Origin of the sequence: Trichocoleus sp. AS-A1, assembly GCF_039962015.1 — a bacterium.
Lineage (GTDB): Bacteria > Cyanobacteriota > Cyanobacteriia > Cyanobacteriales > FACHB-T130 > FACHB-T130.
Window position 1 is genome coordinate 96,192 of record NZ_JAMPKG010000003.1, and the last position, 19,828, is coordinate 116,019.

General features: G+C 46.6%; 17 protein-coding genes and 1 pseudogene. 7 read left to right on the forward strand and 11 right to left on the reverse strand.

All coding sequences use genetic code 11. The features are described from left to right. Positions 1-5: 5 nt before the first annotated feature. The 6 genes from NC994_RS03795 to NC994_RS03820 all read right to left on the reverse strand — a co-directional run bounded on the left by NC994_RS03795 (position 6) and on the right by NC994_RS03820 (position 6,821). Positions 6-1,874 (reverse strand): ABC transporter substrate-binding protein, encoded by a 1,869-nt coding sequence (locus NC994_RS03795; RefSeq protein WP_190434344.1) that lies wholly within the window; start codon positions 1,872-1,874, stop codon positions 6-8. After that, positions 1,837-3,636 carry an ABC transporter substrate-binding protein gene (locus NC994_RS03800; protein ID WP_190434346.1) on the reverse strand — a complete coding sequence of 600 codons (1,800 nt, stop codon included), beginning with the start codon at positions 3,634-3,636 and terminating at the stop codon, positions 1,837-1,839. The genes NC994_RS03795 and NC994_RS03800 overlap by 38 nt, the downstream gene beginning before the upstream one ends. Before the next feature lie 31 nt (positions 3,637-3,667). Further along, positions 3,668-4,267, reverse strand: a complete 600-nt coding sequence (locus tag NC994_RS03805; RefSeq protein ID WP_190434540.1) for a PIN domain-containing protein — start codon at positions 4,265-4,267, stop codon at positions 3,668-3,670. Continuing rightward, positions 4,264-4,758, reverse strand: coding sequence for a hypothetical protein (locus tag NC994_RS03810; protein ID WP_190434349.1), 495 nt, complete (start codon positions 4,756-4,758; stop codon positions 4,264-4,266). Before NC994_RS03810 ends, NC994_RS03805 begins: the two co-directional genes overlap by 4 nt. Positions 4,759-4,862: 104 nt before the next feature. Then, entirely contained in the window at positions 4,863-5,348 is a 486-nt protein-coding gene (gene ispF / locus NC994_RS03815) for a 2-C-methyl-D-erythritol 2,4-cyclodiphosphate synthase (protein ID WP_190412330.1), read from the reverse strand. Positions 5,349-5,552: 204 nt separating this feature from the next. Then, on the reverse strand, positions 5,553-6,821 hold the full coding sequence (locus NC994_RS03820; protein WP_190434351.1) for a DUF1517 domain-containing protein: 1,269 nt from the start codon (positions 6,819-6,821) through the stop codon (positions 5,553-5,555). 420 nt (positions 6,822-7,241) lie between these two features. Between NC994_RS03820 and NC994_RS03825 the strand changes: the two genes are divergently transcribed. The 3 genes from NC994_RS03825 to NC994_RS03835 are packed head-to-tail and all read left to right on the forward strand — an operon-like array spanning position 7,242 to position 10,292. Beyond that, entirely contained in the window at positions 7,242-8,408 is a 1,167-nt protein-coding gene (locus tag NC994_RS03825) for a tetratricopeptide repeat protein (RefSeq protein ID WP_190434353.1), read from the forward strand. A gap of 40 nt (positions 8,409-8,448) precedes the next feature. Beyond that, positions 8,449-9,582, forward strand: coding sequence for a WG repeat-containing protein (locus tag NC994_RS03830; RefSeq protein ID WP_190434355.1), 1,134 nt, complete (start codon positions 8,449-8,451; stop codon positions 9,580-9,582). 41 nt (positions 9,583-9,623) lie between these two features. After that, a complete protein-coding gene (locus NC994_RS03835) occupies positions 9,624-10,292 on the forward strand; it encodes a hypothetical protein (protein ID WP_190434357.1) in 669 nt (222 codons plus the stop codon). On the opposite strand, the gene NC994_RS03840 is transcribed toward NC994_RS03835, so the two are convergent. The 3 genes and pseudogenes from NC994_RS03840 to trmD form a co-directional block, all read right to left on the reverse strand. Then, positions 10,289-11,539, reverse strand: coding sequence for a PQQ-binding-like beta-propeller repeat protein (locus tag NC994_RS03840; protein ID WP_190434358.1), 1,251 nt, complete (start codon positions 11,537-11,539; stop codon positions 10,289-10,291). The genes NC994_RS03835 and NC994_RS03840 overlap by 4 nt on opposite strands. 116 nt (positions 11,540-11,655) lie before the next feature. Next, the gene (locus NC994_RS03845; protein ID WP_242030411.1) at positions 11,656-12,243 is read right to left on the reverse strand and encodes a DUF1517 domain-containing protein; all 588 of its coding nucleotides are present in this window, start codon (positions 12,241-12,243) and stop codon (positions 11,656-11,658) included. 27 nt (positions 12,244-12,270) lie between these two features. After that, positions 12,271-12,954: pseudogene (gene trmD / locus NC994_RS03850) on the reverse strand (tRNA (guanosine(37)-N1)-methyltransferase TrmD); the annotation flags it as partial. Between the two features lie 140 nt (positions 12,955-13,094). Between trmD and NC994_RS03855 the strand changes: the two are divergent. The 3 genes from NC994_RS03855 to cphA all read left to right on the forward strand — a co-directional run bounded on the left by NC994_RS03855 (position 13,095) and on the right by cphA (position 17,199). Then, complete coding sequence (locus tag NC994_RS03855) at positions 13,095-13,283, forward strand: hypothetical protein (protein ID WP_190434362.1); 189 nt, start codon at positions 13,095-13,097, stop codon at positions 13,281-13,283. Between the two features lie 99 nt (positions 13,284-13,382). Then, on the forward strand, positions 13,383-14,234 hold the full coding sequence (locus NC994_RS03860; protein ID WP_190412853.1) for a cyanophycinase: 852 nt from the start codon (positions 13,383-13,385) through the stop codon (positions 14,232-14,234). A 268-nt stretch (positions 14,235-14,502) separates the two neighbouring features. After that, entirely contained in the window at positions 14,503-17,199 is a 2,697-nt protein-coding gene (gene cphA / locus NC994_RS03865) for a cyanophycin synthetase (protein ID WP_190434364.1), read from the forward strand. A 53-nt stretch (positions 17,200-17,252) separates the two neighbouring features. On the opposite strand, the gene tatA is transcribed toward cphA, so the two are convergent. Next, positions 17,253-17,429 (reverse strand): twin-arginine translocase TatA/TatE family subunit, encoded by a 177-nt coding sequence (gene tatA, locus NC994_RS03870; protein ID WP_190412322.1) that lies wholly within the window; start codon positions 17,427-17,429, stop codon positions 17,253-17,255. A 40-nt stretch (positions 17,430-17,469) separates the two neighbouring features. Further along, entirely contained in the window at positions 17,470-18,888 is a 1,419-nt protein-coding gene (locus tag NC994_RS03875; RefSeq protein ID WP_190434366.1) for a serine/threonine-protein kinase, read from the reverse strand. A gap of 131 nt (positions 18,889-19,019) precedes the next feature. Here NC994_RS03875 and NC994_RS03880 point away from each other — a divergent pair, with 131 nt between their 5' ends. Beyond that, entirely contained in the window at positions 19,020-19,760 is a 741-nt protein-coding gene (locus NC994_RS03880; RefSeq protein ID WP_190412320.1) for a phycocyanobilin:ferredoxin oxidoreductase, read from the forward strand. Positions 19,761-19,828: the final 68 nt, after the last annotated feature.

The window sequence follows — 19,828 nt, forward strand, 5'->3', positions numbered from 1 at the left end:
TGCCTTTAATCGGTCACTTTCAGCTCATAAACATTCCAGAGGGCACCGCCCAGAGAAGAGTATTTGATCCCGGTAACGCGATCGCGCACGGCTGACATTGACAGCGGGTTGACTAGATAAATCATCGGCAAATATTCCTGCGTAATCCGTTGAGTTTGGGCATAGATTTCTTTGCGCTTGACCTCATCTAATTCTTGGGCAGCTTTAATGTACAGACGCCCAATTTCCGCCTCCCAAGCAGCCACCTCTCGACCCTGAATCGGCTTTGACCCCGATACGGCATCCTGATTGAAGCTGTGTAATCCGCCATCTGGCAACCAGACATTCGCACCATTATGGGGTTCAATGCCCCCGGTAAAGCCGAGCAAATAACATTCCCAATCTAAAGTGTTTGCGAGTTTATCTACAAGCGTGTTGAAGGCAATTGGGGTAAAATCTACTTGAATGCCAATTTTGCTCAAACTTTGCTTAATTTGCGCTCCCAGTGACACGCGGGTTTGATTTTCAGCATTCGTTATTAATGTAAACTGCACCCGATTTCCATCAGCGTCTAACAACTGACCTTGATTATTATATTTAAACCCTGCGCTTAATAGTAATTTCTTAGATTTTTCGGGATTATATTCGTATACTTTCAGACCTTCTGCCGAAGTTATATAGTAAGAGCTTTGTACAGAAATTGGTGAATTTTGCATTTCACCCAGACCGCGCAAAGTGTTGTTAATCATCGCTTGCCGATCGATGGCATAAGCAACCGCTTGTCTGAATGATAGATTATTGAACCAGCGAGATTTAACTGGATCGATCAAAGGGCGTCCGTTCCGGCGTCCTTTATTTAGATTAAAAGAAATAAAAGTCGTGCCCGATCGCGGTCCACCTGTATAAACTGTAAATTTTCCGCGCTTTTCTTCTTGCTTTAAAAGTGGAAAATCTTCTGGACGCAATCGCCCCCACCCGTCAGTCGTATCTAAACCATTAGAGCGGAACTGAAGCAGCTGAGTATCCATATTTTCCGTAATTTGCCACACGATCCGATCGATGTAAGGCAACTGATTGCCTTGTACATCTCGTCGCCAGTAATACGGGTTACGCCGAAATACGACCCGTTCGCTAGTGGTGTAACTTTCTATTTTATAAGGGCCATTAACAATTATTTCCGCTGGATTGGTATCCACTCCCCAGATAGACATCAACCTGGGTTTTCCCTCTGAGTTTTTCGACTTTACCGCGTCCTCAAGGGCGTGTTTTGGCAAAATCACGATCGCATCGTTTTTTGAGCCAGTTGTAGTTCGCAAAAAAGGAGCAAACGGTTCTGGCAGAATAAATTCAACCCGCCGTGCATCTAGCTTTCTGACTTGCGGAAAAGCACCAGATGTGCCAATTTTTAGGCTATCTCTGGCATCGGTAAGAATCTCTTTATTAAGAACCACATCTTCATACGTGAAGACAACATCATCCGCTGTCAGTGGCTGACCATCCGACCATTTCAATCCTTCTCGGAGGGTAAAAACGATTCGCCGTTTATCCTCTGATATTTCCCAAGATTCAGCTAATGCAGGCTCAATTTCACCCGTAACGCTATTTTCAGACGTTAATCCTTCGTAAGTGAATAGAAAAACATGGGGAAATTCTTGATTAAGTACCCAATTAAAAGTTTTGGGATCGCTTAATGTGGCTGTCACCAACTGGGATACTTTCTCATTTGCCTGAGTTTTGAGTAAAGTTGGGTGACAGCCAAATAAAGCAAAAGGAAAAAGCAAAAAGCAAAAAGATAGAAAAAGAGGAAGCAGGAAATTAATCTTTCTTTTCCCTGCGCCCAATTGTTTTTTGCCTTGTTTACGGAATGTTTTTGTTTTCTGCGACTTTGAGTTCATAAAGATTCCAGAAGGCTCCACCAAGGGCAGAGAATTTAACGCCCTGAACGCGATCGCGCACTGCCTCCATTGAAAGCGGATTTACCAGATAAATAAAGGGTAAATTTTCCTGGGTAATGCGTTGGCTTTCGACATATATTTCTCGCCGCTTACTTTCATCAAGTTCGCTGGCACCTTTAATGTAAAGGTTTTCGATTGCCAATTCCCAGTCATCAACCTCCCAACCCTTCAGCGGAGGTTCTCCAGCTTGCGGTCCTAGGTTAAAAGTGTGTAAACCCCCTTTAGTTGTCCAAGTGTTTGCCCCACCATTTGGCTCAATGCCGCCACCGCCAATTTTGCCAATATAGCTATCCCATTTCCGTTGGGTATAAACTTTTTCAATCAACGTATTGAAGTTAATCGCATTAAAGTCTACCTGAATCCCAACTGCGCCAAGGTCTTCTTTAATCTGAGCACCGATAGCCTCCCGCAGCTTATTCCCTGAATTGGTCAGCATACTAAAACGAACTCGATTGCCATCTGCATCGAAAAGTTGACCCTGTGGGTTATATTTAAATCCAGCTTTTCGCAGCAATTCTTTCGCTTTTTGTGGATTATAGTCGTAGACTTTAAGACCCTGTTCTGGGGATAAATAGTAAGGACTTTGCTTATAAATCGGTGAGTTTTGTGGTTCTCCCAGCCCTCGATAGAGATTGTTCAGCATTTTCTGACGGTCAATGGCGTGAGCAACCGCTTGGCGGAACTCACGCTGATTGAACCAGCGAGACTTAATGGGGTCTACGAGAGGCTGATTTTGAGAATTTTTGGCTTTATTTAAATTGAAAACCAAAAAAGTCGTACTGAGTTCGGGGCCACCCGTGTAAATTTTAAATTTTCCCCGGTTTTCTTCTTGCTTAAGGAGAGAATAATATTCTGGCGCGATCCCTAGAGTATCTAAACCGCCAGAACGATATTGGATAAAAGATGTGTCGGTATTTTCGACAATTTGCCAGACAATGCGATCGATATATGGCTGTTGATTACCCTGAGTATCCTTGCGCCAGTAATAGGGATTTCGTCGAAATGTCACCCGCTCGCTAGTTTGATAGTTTTCTAGCTGATACATTCCATTGACAATAATTTTTTTGGGATCGGTGTCGATTCCCCAGCTAGACAGAAACTTGGGTTTTCCATCTGAATCTGTAGTGACAATGGATTCTCGCAGCGCATGAGCAGGTAAAATTGCAAGTCCGGTGTAGCGCAAAAACGGGGCGAAAGGTTCTGGAACTGTAAATTCAACCCGTCGTTCATCAAGTTTACGGACAGTAGGCAGCAGGCGATCTTTGCCAATCTTTAGAATGTCTCTAATATCAGTAGGAATTTTTTCGTTGAAATAGAGTTCATTGTAAGTAAAGATGACATCATCAACGGTCAGTGGTTGACCATCAGACCATTTCAAGCCCTCCCGCATGGTAAAAACAATTCGCTTTTTGTCTGGGGCGACTTCCCAAGATTCAGCTAAGGCGGGTTCAAGTTCACCATTGCCGTTTTCAGTAATTAACCCTTCGTAAATTAAGCTAAAAACGTTGGGTGATTCTTGACTTAGAACATAGTTAAAAGTTTTTGGATCTTGCAGAATACTGTCCACCAACTGCGGCACCTGAGCGGCTTTTGTATTAAATTGATTCAGGCTACAGCTATGGAGCGCGATCGCGCTTATCATCGCCAGTATGAGAGCTAACAAACGACCCCAGATTAGGGGAATAGTAGCAGAGAATTTCATAATTTTTGTCTGTAAGAGTATTAATTAAAACTTAGGGAGTCTGTAGCCAACCGAAGAAATCTTGTGTGCAAGTTAAATACTTAACCACACCAGCATTCTGCAAAGCCGCTTGTACTTGCAGCAGTTTAAATTCTTTGACATTGGCGCTGAGAAACACTTTCCTATCTGTGGGATGCAGGCGTGCATGATTAAGAATGCAGTGCAAAATCAAGTTATCCGTAGGGTCTTTTTCGATCAAACGTGTATCCAAGCTTTCCTGAAGCATATCGCCAGTTAATGGAATCATCTCTGCTTTGGTGTTGAGATGATCGAGGACTTGGAAGAGACGATTTTCGACATCATTTAGTAACGCCTCATTCTCAATTAGGGACTGTTCTAAATGGGAAAGGAGAGACTTGGCGTGGGATGAGGTGACATCTCGACGTAACTGGCTGATTTGATTATTCAGTTCATTCATGAAACGATTGCGGCGCTTTATTTCGTCCTCTAACGCTGAGAGAGATTCCATACAGCAAATACTTGGTATCGCTATCTGGACTGATGCGGTCGGATTCTGTAGCAAAGTATTCGCTTGGGAGTCGCGTCCTGTGGCAATGCTCATCAAGAAATTAGTCTCAACGTAAAGTATCACCAAGAAGCGCCACCTTCAAAGTAAGTCTCTGCATCTTCCAGCGCCTGCAACAAACCGATAGCTGCCAATTCCTCTGATGCTGGCGGCTTTTCCAATTTCCAGTGATAGGCTAAGTCGCGCACCCAAGCTTGCACGAGTGTCGCCAAGTATCGCCCAAATATCCGTTTGCTACTAAATTCGGGGTCGTAATGATTAAGCACCGTAGCAGTCTTAAGTACGCTTACGGGTTCCGATAAATTAGCCCCGTCCCATTGAAAAATCTCAATGTTTTCAAGGTCAGCCAGCATAGCGAAAGGAATGTTCGCGTTTGCAGCTTGCAACTGAAATTTGAGTTGTGCAAGCGCCGATGGATTAGCTTTAACACGATTGCGTTGAGTAGCTTTGACTTCAACTAATAGAACGGTTTGCCCTTCACGGTTGCGGGCAATAATATCAGGACGATATTGCAAAGTGCGATCGCCCTGAGCAACTTCAAATCTTCCAGCTTCCATTGCCTTAATGCTCCCAGCGCGTTGAGAGTCCCTGTCTTATCCGTTTCTCGTTCATTCCTATCCTAGACATTTTCAACCTTTTGACTCGATAGGTTTGAGCCAAGTTAATCAGAAGCTACCAGTAAGGCTACCGCATAAGCTGCGATTCCCTCTTCTCGCCCAACTGAGTCTAACTTTTCATTTGTAGTGGCTTTGATGCCTACTTGGTCGGGTTTTAATTCTAGGACATCGGATAAGCGATCGCGCATCTTCTCAATATGCGGCTTCAGTTTCGGACGTTCTGCCACTACTACTGAGTCAATATTCTCAATTTGCCAACCTCGTTCCCGAATTAGCTGATGCACCTGCTTGAGCAGTTCCAGACTATCAGCCCCTGCCCACTGGGGATCTGTCGGGGGAAAATAATGACCAATATCGCCTAAACTCAGGGCACCGAGCATCGCATCCATAATCGCATGAGTCAGCACATCGGCATCGCTGTGCCCCAGCAACCCTAATTCATGCTCAATCTTCACTCCTCCCAGAATTAAAGGACGCCCAGTAACTAAGCGGTGAATATCGTAACCGTTTCCGATGCGAATCTTAGCCATTTATCCGTTTTCAGCAAAATTTCAGCAAAAATACTTGGCTTGGCGACTCGAAGCCGCAGCTACACAAACGAAGTCCGCGCAACGCGAGACTATAAAATTATTTCGGCTTGAAGCCTGGGTCGGCAGGCTTTGTTTGTATAGCCCCAAACTTACAGTCTGAGGGCATTGAAGGACTTTTGCAAGCGGTAGGACTAAACGCTGCGGCTATATCTGTGCCATCTCCGTGTATTCAGTTAATAGCTCATCGTAGGTAAGGCTATCGGTTTCCGCTTGAGGACTCCATAGCAGTTCAAACACCATCAAGTAGTCAGGGGAGATGGACGCTACTTTCTCTAAAGCTGACTTCAAAGCTTCAGCGGTGCGAATTTCTTCAAATAACGGCTTGTCATCCGCTGTTCCGACGAGCAACGTGACCACAATATAAGCTGCTGGGCCATCATCCAAGTCAGGCATCGCGGGTTTTTGTTGTCTGACTCTGCCACCCACATTTGTAAGGGTTTCCGCGCTAAATTTGCTGCGTTCTTGTATAGAAACTTGGTTGAAAATTGCCTCGGCGTCCTCTCGACTTTTCACCGTCTGCGAACTCGCTAAAACATGAGTCCAATCTTCAGGCGATCGCAATAGTGCCAAAGCTGATTCTTGTAGCAGCTGAATCAACCCCTCGGAAGTATCGGTATCGATATTCAGGCTCAGTTCCGTCAGCTGAGATTGAATGCTTCGAGCTTGAGCCAGCAGTGCCACCTGTATCTTGCTGACCGTAACCGTATCATTCTCTAGCTCTTGAGCCGCACTCCCACCCTTCTTCTTCAAAAAGATGAAATAAGCCCAAAGCCCAATACTCCCAACTGCCAACAACATCAATAAGAAAAGCCAAGGAAAGTCACTCGATGAGTTACTAGCGGTAGAAGAATAGCCAGAATTGGTTGGTACTTGAGCAGGAACAGAATTTGCAGTTCCCGGCGCAGTTTGAGGGTAGGTTGATTGATTCGCCGGAACGTTATTGGGATAATAATTCGGCGGAACGCTGTTGGGATAGGTATAGACGGGCGGCGGTGCAACAGGAACCGGCACGATGACAGTGCTTCCCGGTTGTCTATAGTAAGGTTCATTCCAAGACGAGTTCGGGCGCGTCGGTTGAGTTCTCACTGAGGACGGCGGGGGAGTGGTTCTTTGAAAAGAGCCGCCGCCTGCTCGCCCACCTGTACTGCCCCTACTGGACTGCGACGGTGTAGAGTTTCTGGGAGAGGAGCTACTACCGCTACTGGAGCGACTGGGGCTGGAACTAGAACGTGACGGTGAAGAGCGAAAAGAGCCGCCACCGCTTCGTCCACCACTACTTCTAGCCTCGGCTTCATTGCCAATCTTCAGCCCGGTTTCTTGATTGCCAATGGGCAGATGAATATTCACACTGTTGACTACCGTGAAACTCAGGACTGTAGCCCAAAGCAACTGAAGTTTTACGTTTCGTAGCATTTTCGCAGTTCCATTCTTCTCCTCCACGCTAGCTTTTCCTTGCCGCTATTGTCGAGGTGATAAGGTTGCAGTCAATCTGCTGATATCTTTACATTAATTCATTAAAAGAAGATTTTAGAATTAATTTAGGTTCGGAGTGCTAGATTAATGGCTAGATATCAGAATTCTGGGTGAGTGGACACTTACAATAAAGCGGAGATTATTATGTGAATAAAACCCGGCGGCAAGATTTTCACTGAGTCGAGAAAAAGCTCACGCTTAGGAAAAATAAATTATTTTTTAGTTTAGTTCATTGAAATCAAAGAATACTTAATAATTTATTAAATCTATACATCAAAAATAATTTTCACCTATTATCTTACCAATTCCTGAACTTTTCCTGATAGTCGGATTAGAGTCAGTAAATATTAAAAAATAATTATGATTTTTAAAATCAAGCAACCTCGGAAAATTTTTATTTTCTCTATTCTTGGTTTGGGTCTAGCGGTAGGAGCTTACTACGGCTGGTTTTTTCTCAGAGACTACCAGACCTTGAGGCAGGTGCAAGCAGATCAAAAAAAGATTGCTGCCTATCGCCAAAAGACTCAAGCGATGCCTACAGATCCTCAAGCCTTTCTTAACCTTGGCAATGCCTACATGACATTCTGGGAAAGTTCAGGTAAAGGCATTCGGATCGCTAGCCAGTTACAACAACAATCTTTGGCATGGGAGTGGCTATTCTCTAAACCGGAGATGCTCAGCGAAGCTGTATTAGCTTATAACAAAGCTCTGCAACTTGACCCAACGTTGGTTGATGCCCACTTTGGTCTGTGTTTCGCGTTAGTGGAACAAGGAGAAAGTGCAAAAGCGATCGCACCTTGTCGCAAAGCCGCTGAACAGCAACCCACAAAAGCTAAGAGTCATCTATGGTTGGGGCTTGCTCTCACTTACGAACGTCAATGGGTCGCAGCAGAGGCAAGTTTTCGCAAAACGCTTGAACTAGAACCGAAGAATGACGATGCATACTACCACTTAGGTAACGCCTTGCTGGCACAAGAAAAAACAAATGAGGCAGTAGCAGCTTATCGCCAATCGATTGAGTTAGACCCAAAGGCTAACCTGACATACCTGCGCTTAGGGGATGCTTTGGCTATACAGAAAAAACCAGAAGAAGCGATTGCTGCCTACCAAAAGTCTATTCAGGTTGTACCTAATTACCATCCACCTTACGAAGGGCTGGGGTGGATACTGGCTGAACAAAACCGATTAGATGAGGCGATTGCAGCTTACCGCAAAGCAATTGAAATCTATCCTTCTTATACAGATGCTTATCAAGGGTTGGGACAGGTTCTAGTTAAACAAAACAAATTAGATGAGGCAGTTGCTACTTACCGTAAAGGGATTGAATGGAAATCTAAAAAGAAAGATAAAAATGGTGACATCTATTACCTTTTGGGAATAGCTTTGATGAAACAGAAAAAGTTACCCGAAGCGATCGCAGCTTTTAAGCAAGCCCTAAAACTCAATCCAAATGATGCAGATGCGCGTCAGAGTCTGCGACAGGCAGAGAAACAATTAGCATCTACTCAAGGTAAAAAACAACGATGATTCTTCAATCCATCATCTGCAACGTTGAGAGATTTTGCTTATGAACAAAACATCTATACATTCCTTAAGTGGAGCTGTCCTATTTAGTGGATTCTTGCTCCTGTCCATAAGTCTCTATCCTCAAACTCAAGAAGCTTCCGCCGATGTAACAGATGAGCAGATGTTTGCAACCAAAGCAACTCTCAATCTGGCGATCGCTCCTCAGTTTGATGATGTCTACCCATTTTCTGATGGGCTGGCTAAGGTTGAAAAAGAGGGCAAAAAAGGCTTTATCGACAAAACTGGTAAGTTCATCATTCCTCCCAAATTTAGGGTTGGACCTGACAATGGCGAAGGAGAGGAAGCACCTGATATTGTTGGCTCGTTTTCTGAGGGACTGGTAGATGTGCAACTGGGCGGTTTTACTGGCAAATGTGGCTATTTCAGTAAAACAGGTAAAGTTGTCATCCCGTTACAGTTTGAGCGTTGTAGCGTATTTTCCGAAGGGCTGGCAGCCGTCCGGCAGGGTGGCAAAACTGGCTACATTGACAAAACTGGCAAGTTTATTATTCCTCCCCAGTTTGATGCCCAGATTTTACCCGCTATGCCTTTTTCTGAGGGATTGGCAGAGGTTCAGCAGGGCAAGAAATGGGGCTTTATTAATAAAACTGGCAAGTTTATTGTTCCACCCAAATTTGAGGCGACAGTCGCATATTCTCAGGGTTTAGCAGCCGTCAGACAAGTCAAGAAATGTGGCTATATTGACAGTAAAGGTAAGGTTGCTATCCCACTCCAGTTTAATGACTGTACTCCTTTTTCTGAAGGATTAGCTGCTGTCCAAAAACAGGGAAAATGGGGCTATGTTGATAAAGCAGGAAAGATGATTATCTCTCCTCAGTTTGACCAAGCGATAAATTTCTCTGAAGGACTGGCAGCCATCAATCAGGCGGGTAAATGGGGTTACATCGGTAAAACAGGGAAAATCCTTATTTCACCGCAGTTTGAAGAGACAGACCAATTTGTTCAGGGGCTGGCACCGGCTGCTCAGGGTGGTAAATGGGGTTTTATTGATAAAACTGGCAAGTTTATGATTACCCCTCAATTTGATGTAGCGACGAAGTTTTCTGAAGGTCTGGCAGCTGTTTATCAGGGCGGCAAATGGGGTTTTGTCGCCAATAATCTGCCCTTAAAATAAGCCACATTTGACAGAATAAATGACTTAAAGAGTGATTGAGCGTGACGATCGACAAATCTTTGGCATGGAAGAAACTTTTGTGGCAATGGTTAGTTGCCTGCGTCGTGGCTAAACTGCTGCAAATCATTGTGGACGGAGTTGCCGGAGCGGTTGCATCAGCGACAGGGGGAGGATTCACTGGGGGTAGCACTAGCCTTTTGTTGATCCTCATCGTGTTTAGACTGACCGGCGGTGCTTTAGGCGGAACTGCTCAATGGCTGGTTTTAAGGCAGTGGCTCCCATCTATTCGCTCTTGGGTTCTGGCAACCAGTTTGGGAAGTGCGATCGCCTTGGCGGTAATTAACGGGCTATGGGCAGTGACTCTTATGCCCCCAGCTTCCGGCTTGATAGGTGGCATGATGCCCACGATGTCCGTGCTGCCTCAGTTTTTGTTTGATGGTATCTACGGCATCTTGCTGGGGGTAGCTCAGTGGCTAGTGCTGAGAACAAAAGTGCCGCAAGCAGGTTGGTGGGTGATAATCAGTGGTGCTGGCGCGATCGCAAGTAGTATCGGTATCGATGTGCTGCAAAGGTTTGTCGGCCCGATGGGGATTGATGTCAGCCAGAGTGCTTGGAATCCATTCTTTTGGGCGATCGCATCTGTCAGCGTTGTGCTTTACGCTGCGATCTCAGGCGGGTTTCTGGTCTGGAGTTTGCGTCAGCGGTTCTAGCGAGTAGAAAAGGACTGCACAACACTCTGGACATTATTTTCTAGCCCGTTACTGCTTAAGAAGAAGCGATCGCCATTCAGAACAAATCGATAGATATGGCTTTCACGGAGGGTTGGAGTGTGCCAAAGCATCTGTCCGCTTGTGGCATCGAAGGCATTCACCCGACTATGGTTCTTAGCTGAACCATAGAAACCAAGAGCGCTGACACCTTCGATTTCCATATCAGCCGTGTAAATAATATTGTCTGCCAGAGCGATGGGTCTGGGTTCTTGCCGATCCTGGCGAGATAAGGTAAACTGCCGAAGCATAGCCCCAGTCTGCCGATCCAAAACGACAAATCGCGTACTCGTCTTGGCATCACCATCCCAGATGAAGACTTCGCGATCGCTCGCTAGCTTGGCTTCACCGCCCCGCATCGTATGAGTCCAGCGTTCCTTGCCCGTTTTTAAATCGAGTGCCTTGACCCAACCGGGTTCCTTTCCTGCACGGTCTTTGCTATACACTGCCGGATATACAGTGTCTCCTAAAACTGTGACATCCGTTAGCTCGGCTGAGGTGTTCCAAGTCCAGAGGACTTTTCCGGTAGCGGCATCCAACCCGGTGAGTTGGTATCCTCTTTGCGGTGTACTGGGATTAACTAAGATGGGCAAAAACACTATCCCATTTTGAACCACAGGCGATTTGGAGTCCACACTCTCAAAGGTAGAAACCATACTGTCTTTGGAGGTGACAAACTTCCAGAGCAGTTTATCTGGAGTACGGGCAGAAATTTCGTTGCGATCGCTCTCTACTCCCTGTCTGACATAGCTGTTGAGAATGAAGGCTCCCTGAGATACTCCAATCATTCCCGCAAAGTCTGAATTGTCAAGTGGCAATACTGCTTTTGTCTTGCCTGTGTTGGCATCAAGCGTCACCAGGTTTTTGGGATCGTCAACTAGTGGCAGTAGCCCGAAATCGCTGGCGTAGATAGTATTACCCTCTATAGCAAACACCCTGCCAATCGGCTGCTGGCTCCGCCATTGCACCTTCCCGGTTGCCGGATCGAGTGATTGAAGTGCTGAGGGCTTTGTATTCCCCGTTGGCACCAGCAATCGGTTCTCTGTTGCGATTGGTGCCGTACTAGCGTGTAGGTTTACTGACCACACAGGCTGACGAGTCGATGCCGCACTAATGGCAGAAGCGCTCGCGTGGTAGCCCAGCACCAGCACTACACCTACCAGTACATATTTGAAAAGCTTTTTTAACACCGGGACGACTCCACTTCAACCTGAGAAAATCATAATTTGGAACAAACTAAACCCGGCTGATTTTCTCCATAATTTAAGCTTTTTAGCCTGCAAGCAGTCAGTTGTAAAACTTGAGATTAAGCGATCTCTACCAGGTCACGGTACTCGCTCAAAAGTTCCTCTTGAGTAAGTGCATCAGTTTCTACCTGAGGACTCCAGAGTAGTTCAAACACCATTAGATAGTCGAGGCTGATGGCTGTAACTTTCTCTAAAGCAAGCTTTACAGTATGTGCAGAATTGAGGTTTTCAAATAATGGCTGATCGTCAGCCGTGCCGATTAGCAATGTTACGACGATGTATGCAGGTTGTTCTCCATCTGGATCGAGTTCAACTTGTTGCTGGGTAACTTTGCCATCTACGTTAGAGAGGGTTTCAGCCGTAAATTTGCTACGTTCTTGTAACGAAAGTTTGTTGAAGACTGTTTCAGCTTCCTCCCGACTAGAAACTGTCTGTGAACTCCCCAACACATGAGTCCAGCATTCGGAATTTTCTAGCAGTGCTTGCACAGATGCTTGTAGTAGCTGCATCAACCCTTCCTGGGTTTGAGTATTAGCCGTAAGACTTAATTCAGACAATTTTGATTGAATCGTACCCGCTTGGGCTGTTAGCGCGATTTGTAGTTGGCTAATGGTGACGATATCATTTTCAAGCTCATTCTGATTCATGGTTTTTGGTTTTTGGTTGGAACTGGAATCTTGCAACCAAGCAGCAAATAAATCGGGACGGCGATCGCGCGTTCTCTCGATTTGTCTGTCTCGCCGCCAGCGTTCAATCTCCGCATGATTCCCCGATAGTAAAACATCCGGCACCTTCCACCCGCGAAAGTCAGCAGGACGGGTGTATTGAGGATAATCTAACAACCCCGCCTCGAAACTTTCTGCTTTTAAAGACTCTTCCTTCCCCACCGTTCCCGGTAGTAGGCGAATGGTGCCGTTGAGTAGTGCCAGCGCCGGGATTTCTCCACAAGTCAAGACAAAATCCCCTAAAGATACCTCCCGTGTCACCAAATTCAGCACCCGCTCATCGACACCTTCATAATGACCGCAAATAATTACCAATTGGTCATAATTGGCTGCCAATTCTCGAAACAGCGGTTGCTTCATCGGTTCTCCCTGCGGCGTCATCAGGATCGTCTCGCGTCTGGCTAGAACTGGCAGTGACTCCACAGCACCAAATATCGGCTCTGGCTTCATCAACATCCCTACTCCGCCGCCGTAAGGCTCATCATCCACGCGGCGGTGTTTATCGGTGGCAAAGTTACGGGGATCGATCAGATGCACAGAAGCAATCTGTTTGGCTAAAGCTTTCCCTAACAGTCCCGAACTCAGAGGAGAGGAGAAAAAATCTGGAAAAAGAGTAACAATATCAAATCGCACAGCAGAAGTCGGTGATAGTTAAGTAGTAGGTTGATTTTACCCATTCCCTACGAATTCCTACCGATTACCCACTACCCGGTATCCCTAATCGCAAGATAATGTTAAATATTTTATAAAAAAAGTTGACTCGATCTGGCATTATGCATATAGGATTAAGCCCAAAAGCGACAAGCTATGGGCGATCTGTAACGTTTGTTACTCAACAACCTAGAAAAACAATTAAATTGTTTGGTGATGTTGATGGAACGCCTGCCAGAAAGATTGATAAGGAAATTGAGACGATTGACAAGCGTGAAAATAGAGATTGTCCTGGTGAGCAAGGGGGTTAGAGGGAGTTGAGCAAGAACCATGCATCAGGATAAATTGGCATTCCTATCAACTGGCAGAACGATAGTATTCGATATCACCCTATGCTCAAGAGCAACATGATGCTGCAGTTAGAACCTCAATCCTTAGTACAGAGGATGCCCCAATCAACGAAAACCGCCATCATGGTGATCGGCGGTGCGGAAGACAAAGTTCACGGACGAGAGATATTACAAACCTTTTTTAATCGTGCTGGCTCGACAGATGCCTGTATTGCGATTATTCCGTCAGCATCCAGAGAACCTGCGGTGATTGGCGATCGCTACCTCACCATCTTTCAAGAAATGGGTGCGAAAGTAGTGAAAGTGTTAGATATCCGCGAACGGGAGCAGAGTTACGATCCCTTGATGCAGGAGTACATTGAAGAGTGTACAGGGGTTTTCATGACTGGAGGCGATCAACTGCGACTCTGTGGACTGCTTGGCGAGACGCCATTTATGGAAAGAGTCCGATACCGCGCGCAACTGGGAGAGATTACGCTGGCAGGAACCAGTGCAGGAGCGGCGGTGATGGGACATCATATGATTGCGGGAGGCGGTAGCGGCGAGTCTCCCAATCGTTCCCTAGTCGATATGACGCTAGGGTTAGGGATTTTACCGGATGTGATCGTAGATCAACACTTTCACAATCGCAATCGCATGGCGCGTCTGATTAGTGCGATTTCGGCTCATCCAGACAAATTAGGGATTGGGATTGACGAAGATACTTGCGCCTTAGTGGAAGCGGATGGTCTTTTACAGGTAGTCGGCAAAGGCACCGTGTCTATCGTCGATCCTGGGGAGATATCTCACACGAATCAATCTTTAGTGGGAGCAACCGATCCGATTAGTATTTTCAATCTACGGTTGCATATTCTTAGTTATGGCGATCGCTACCATTTACACCAGCGAGTCATCCTGCTACCCGATGGCTGATGAGTGAATATTACTAGCGGTACTTCAATTCCAAATTTAAAACTTGTCATGATTGCCTTTTTGGCAAAAAACTGTTCGTGGAGAACAGTCTAGTGACTTTTTAAAGCTGGAAACTAGGGAATTGCTTAAAGTAGCAGCGGATTCAGTAAGGGCGAAGCCTTTCTGGCAAAGTTTTCTCTTAAAAGCAGCAGATGTGAAATCGCTTGCATCTTCGTCCCTACCCGCGATTCGACAGCCCACATCCTCTGAATCACCCGCAAAAGTAGCCATGAGAATTTTAAAAATCCAGACATTACGGGGTCCCAACTACTGGAGTATTCGACGGCAAAAATTGGTCGTCATGCGCCTAGATTTAGAAGAACTTGCAGAAAAGCCATCCAATCAGATTCCTGGCTTCTACGAGGGATTAATTCAGGTGCTACCAAGTCTGGAAGAACACTTCTGTTCCCCTGGCTGTCGAGGTGGTTTCTTGAGCCGAGTCAAAGAAGGCACGATGATGGGACACATCATCGAACACGTTGCCCTAGAACTCCAGGAACTCGCTGGGATGCCAGCTGGCTTTGGTCGTACCCGCGAAACAGCCACCCCAGGCATTTACCAGGTGGTCATTGAGTACCACGATGAACAAGCCGGTCGCTATGCCTCCAGAGCCGCCGTGCGCCTTTGTCAGAGTATTGTAGACACCGGCACCTACTCCGCCCAGGAGTTAGCACAGGATCTTAAAGACCTGAGGGATTTCGCACGGGCTGCTGCCCTCGGTCCCAGCACCGAAACCATTGTCAAAGAAGCCGAAGCGCGGGGAATTCCCTGGATGCCTTTAAGCGTTCGCGCCATGATTCAGATAGGGTATGGCGTCTACCAGAAGCGGATGCAGGCAACTTTGAGCAACCACTCTAGCATTTTGGGTGTCGAACTTGCCTCCGACAAAGAAGGCACCAAAAAAATGTTGCGCCAAGCCGGGGTGCCGGTTCCGCGCGGCACGGTAATTCACTACCTGGACGAACTTGAAGACGCCATTCAAGAGGTGGGGGGATACCCAATCGTCCTCAAGCCCCTCGACGGCAACCACGGACGGGGCATTACTATCAATATCACCGACTTCCAACAAGCAGAAGAAGCCTATGATGCTGCCAAGAGTGCTTCTAAAACTCGCTCGGTGATTGTTGAACGCTACTATACTGGAAGCGACCACCGAGTATTGGTGGTCAACGGCAAATTGGTGGCAGTTGCGGAACGAGTCCCCGCCCATGTGGTAGGAGATGGCACATCCAGCATCGAGCAATTGATTGAGCTAACCAATAGCGATCCCCATCGGGGTGAAGGGCACGATAACATCCTCACCAAAATTGAAGTAGATCGCACCACCTTCACGCTGTTGCAACGGCAGGGATATACCTTGGAGACCGTGCTACCCGCCGGAGAGATTTGTTATCTGCGGGCAACCGCCAACCTCAGCACTGGCGGGATTGCAGTTGACCGGACTGACGAAATTCATCCCGAAAATATCTGGCTTTGCGAACGAGTCGCCAAGATTATCGGGTTGGATATTGCTGGAATTGATGTGGTGACATCCGATATCAGCAAACCCTTGCGAGAAATGGATGGGGTGATTGTTGAGGTGAACGCCGCCCCCGGATTCCGGATGCACGTTTGTCCCAGCCAGGGTTTGCCGCGAAATGTAGCTGCCCCAGTGCTAGATATGCTCTTTCCGCCTGGAGCGCCCACTCGCGTTCCCATCATTTCCATTACTGGCACCAACGGTAAAACAACAACGACTCGTCTAATTGCCCACATCTTCAAGCAGACGGGGAAAACGATTGGCTACACGACCACCGATGGCACTTACATTGGGGATTATATGGTGGAACCGGGGGATAACACCGGCCCTCAAAGTGCCCAGCTGATTCTTTCAGATCCCACGGTAGAAGTGGCGGTGCTAGAAACGGCGCGGGGGGGAATTCTCCGCTCTGGTTTAGCTTTCAGTGCTTCTGATGTGGGTGTCGTCTTAAACGTGGCTGCCGACCACCTGGGAATTGGTGATATTGAAACGATCGAAGATATGGCTCATCTCAAGAGCGTCGTGGTGGAAGCGGTGATGCCAGAAGGCTATGCCGTCCTGAACGCCGACGATCCCTTGGTAGCAGCGATGGCGCGGCGGGTGCAGGGACAAGTGGCTTATTTCACCATGAATCCAGAAAATGAGCTGGTGCGAGAACATACCCGTCGGGGCGGTTTGGCAGCGGCTTATGAAAATGGCTATTTGTCGATTTTGAAGGGAGATTGGGTACTACGGATTGAACAAGCGGTGAATGTGCCGCTGACGATGGAGGCACGGGCACCTTTTCAGATTGCCAACGCGCTAGCGGCGAGTTTGGCGGCTTTTGCGGAAGGGGTGAAGATTGAGGAAATTCGTCAGGGCTTAAATACGTTCCGTGCTTCAACTGCTCAGACACCAGGACGGATGAATATGTTCGAGATGGGCAAATATAAGGCTCTGATCGATTATGCTCACAATGCAGCCAGCTATGAGGCGTTAGGTGGTTTTGTCCGCAACTGGCCTGGTGAGAGAATTGGTGTGGTAGGTGGCCCTGGCGATCGCCGCGACGAAGATTTCGTTACTCTGGGCATACTCTCGGCTAATATGTTTGACCGCATCATCATCAAGGAAGATGATGATACGCGGGGGCGTCCTCGCGGTGAGGCAGCTGCCTTAATCTCTCAGGGAATTCAGCAAGAAAAGCCAGATTGCCGGTATGAAACCATTCTGGATGAGACAACCGCCATAAATACGGCGCTGGATCAAGCACCAGAAGGCAGTTTGGTGGTCATTTTGCCAGAAAGCGTCACCCGTGCGATTAGCTTAATTGAGGCGCGTCGTCCTCAAGGGGAAAACGGACATCAGCCGGTTGCACCGTCGATAGAAAATCAAAATAGCTTGAAGGCGTCTGTAGCACAGACCCTTTAAACGCTCATCAGTTATGTATTTGTAGGGACACGGCAATGCCGTGTCCCTACCCGTTATTTGAGGTCTTGATTTTCATCTGATGGTTCCTCGTCCACGCCCCTTACTCCGTCCTTGAAGCCGCGTAAAGTCTTACCCAGCGAACTTCCCAGTTCGGGAATCTTCTTGGGACCGAAAATTAAAATCGCTGCGATCGCGATTACTCCCACTTCAGGCCATCCTAAACCAAACATACCCGTTTCCTGCGAACTATCCACAATCAACTATAGGAGACTATCGAGCGGCTGGAGGAAGATAATCTCTTGTAATGGGTATTTCTAACCATTCGCTAAGTTCTTGGGTTAACCATTCGAGTTCCGCTTCATGGATGCCGCCACTCTCAGCGTTAAGTTCATACTGCCTTAATCCTGCCTCAATAATGATTTTGCCTGGAACATCAACCCGGTTTCCTTCTGAGTCTTTTTTATGGTGTTTCGGGATGTATACCAACCTGTTAATATCCTGTCTCAATGCTGGACGAGGACGATGGAATTTAAATCCAAATATTTCCCATGTCAGTGAAATTTGCTTTTGATTGCTATAAAGCTGCGATCGTCCAAATAACGCAAAGAGAATCTGCCAGCTCATACTCACGCCAGCAAACCAAAAGGGTAGTGAAAACAACACCATAAACAAGTTGAAGCCTAGTGGTGCAAATAGGACAGAGCTTGTCCACACGAAGATGAATGAATTCCAAGCGATCGCAAAAAAGCACAACCCTATCGTAGAAGCAGTAAATCCCTTCGGAGGGATACTAATTTTAATAAAATTTGCATTTTTAGTCAGTGAAATTTTGCTACCAGTTGGTTTCTTGACAACTAGAGGAAAGCTATCTGCTGTTGGATGTTCTTGTTTTAATGCTTGTAGTGCTTCACTAGCAGAAGCCAAGCGTCGATTTAAGCTGGGGTGAGTCATCCGCTTTAACCAATTGATTAAAACAGGACTGAGATTGGCAGTTTTTTCAAATTTAATTTGCAGGTTATCTGTTTGAGGTAAATCAGCAGGATGTTGACCTGTTGCCAGATAAATTAAAGTTGCGCCTAGACTGTAAATATCGGATGCGGGAACTGCACGTCCGCCAAATTGTTCTGGCGGCATATAACCATAAGTTCCTACAACTGTAATTGTCCCGCCTTCCCTGGCGGCGAGAGTCTGCACCGCCCCAAAATCAACTAAATAAACTCCGCCAACATTATTACCAGAACGGCTGGTTAATAAAATATTGCTGGGTTTAATATCTCGGTGGATAACTGGAGGTTGACGACTATGCAAATAGTTGAGAATTTCGAGAATTGCAGTGCTAATTTGCTTGATATCTGCTTCGCTGAAAGTTCGTCCTCCTTTGAGATATTCCTCTAGAGATTTCCCTTCCACGTAGGTTTGGACGAGGGCAAATCCTTTGTAGTTCGGTGAATTTAGCTCAAAAAAATTAAGGTAGCGCGGAATCGCCGGATGTGTCAAAGATTTTAAAGTTTCCGCTTCCCGTTCAAATAATTTAAGGTCATCCCACTCAAAATTGCTGCCAAAAGTCAATAGTTTGATGATTACTAATTGTTGCGTTTTTTGGTCACGCGCTAGGAGTGTACGTCTTCCAGCGCGTTTTCCAAGCTGTTGTTCGATTTGGTAGCGATCGCCAAAGACTTCACCCTTCATACTTATCGCCTGCCCCTAGCTATTAGCTGTTGTTATAACTCTGGGTTATCGCGGGTGGCAAGCTGATATCCTTAACCTACCTGCCTTTATTACTGGATTCTTGTACGCTAAAGAAAACAAATTTTAAAAAAATGCTCGAAACTTCTAAGCCTTCCCTACGCGAACAACAACACCCTCTGATTCGCAATTTAGCGGACACTATCGAGGCAGTTTGGCACCGCCATCTCGACCTTTCTCCCTACCACCTGCCAGAAGAGTTGGGGTATGTGGAAGGGCGATTAGAAGGTGAAAAGCTAACGATTGAAAATCGCTGCTACCAGTCGCCGCAGTTCCGCAAAATGCACCTGGAATTGGCAAAAGTCGGCACAATGCTGGATATTTTGCATTGCGTGATGTTTCCGCGTCCAGAATACGCGCTGCCAATGTTTGGCTGCGATTTAGTCGGGGGACGGGGACAGATTAGTGCCGCGATCGCAGATCTTTCTCCTACAAGCAGCGACCGCACCTTACCGGCAAACTATACCGCTGAACTTCAGGCGCTACCAGCCCTTCAATTTTCCCAACCGCGCGAACTACCCGCTTGGGGCGCAATCTTTTCAGAATTCTGCATCTTTATTCGACCCAGTAATCCAGAGGAAGAAACCCAGTTTCTCTCTCGCGTCGAGGCGTTTTTAGACATTCATTGTGTTAATGCCAAAGCCGCCAAACCCGTTTCTGCCGAACAGCAAGCTGAAATTTTGCAGGGTCAACGCAACTACTGCACCCAACAGCAGCAAAACGACAAAACCCGTCGAGTGCTAGAAAAAGCTTTTGGCGAGGAGTGGGCAGAACATTATATGACGACAGTTCTGTTTGACTTACCGAGTGCTTAATCTGCTAGTAAGATTCCCTCGCCAGATTGATGCCTACCTCTTAAGATTAATTAATAAAAATAATTTCC

What these genes read in the sequence shown, in the direction of transcription:
- cphA (WP_190434364.1), top strand. Translation starts at nt 14,503, where the DNA reads ATGAGAATTTTAAAAATCCAGACATTACGGGGTCCCAACTACTGGAGT.
- NC994_RS03845 (WP_242030411.1), bottom strand. Translation starts at nt 12,243, where the DNA reads ATGAATCAGAATGAGCTTGAAAATGATATCGTCACCATTAGCCAACTA.
- NC994_RS03825 (WP_190434353.1), top strand. Translation starts at nt 7,242, where the DNA reads ATGATTTTTAAAATCAAGCAACCTCGGAAAATTTTTATTTTCTCTATT.
- NC994_RS03855 (WP_190434362.1), top strand. Translation starts at nt 13,095, where the DNA reads ATGCATATAGGATTAAGCCCAAAAGCGACAAGCTATGGGCGATCTGTA.
- NC994_RS03830 (WP_190434355.1), top strand. Translation starts at nt 8,449, where the DNA reads ATGAACAAAACATCTATACATTCCTTAAGTGGAGCTGTCCTATTTAGT.
- NC994_RS03810 (WP_190434349.1), bottom strand. Translation starts at nt 4,758, where the DNA reads ATGGAAGCTGGAAGATTTGAAGTTGCTCAGGGCGATCGCACTTTGCAA.
- NC994_RS03820 (WP_190434351.1), bottom strand. Translation starts at nt 6,821, where the DNA reads ATGCTACGAAACGTAAAACTTCAGTTGCTTTGGGCTACAGTCCTGAGT.
- NC994_RS03800 (WP_190434346.1), bottom strand. Translation starts at nt 3,636, where the DNA reads ATGAAATTCTCTGCTACTATTCCCCTAATCTGGGGTCGTTTGTTAGCT.
- NC994_RS03880 (WP_190412320.1), top strand. Translation starts at nt 19,020, where the DNA reads ATGCTCGAAACTTCTAAGCCTTCCCTACGCGAACAACAACACCCTCTG.
- ispF (WP_190412330.1), bottom strand. Translation starts at nt 5,348, where the DNA reads ATGGCTAAGATTCGCATCGGAAACGGTTACGATATTCACCGCTTAGTT.
- NC994_RS03860 (WP_190412853.1), top strand. Translation starts at nt 13,383, where the DNA reads ATGCTGCAGTTAGAACCTCAATCCTTAGTACAGAGGATGCCCCAATCA.
- tatA (WP_190412322.1), bottom strand. Translation starts at nt 17,429, where the DNA reads ATGTTTGGTTTAGGATGGCCTGAAGTGGGAGTAATCGCGATCGCAGCG.
- NC994_RS03875 (WP_190434366.1), bottom strand. Translation starts at nt 18,888, where the DNA reads ATGAAGGGTGAAGTCTTTGGCGATCGCTACCAAATCGAACAACAGCTT.
- NC994_RS03795 (WP_190434344.1), bottom strand. Translation starts at nt 1,874, where the DNA reads ATGAACTCAAAGTCGCAGAAAACAAAAACATTCCGTAAACAAGGCAAA.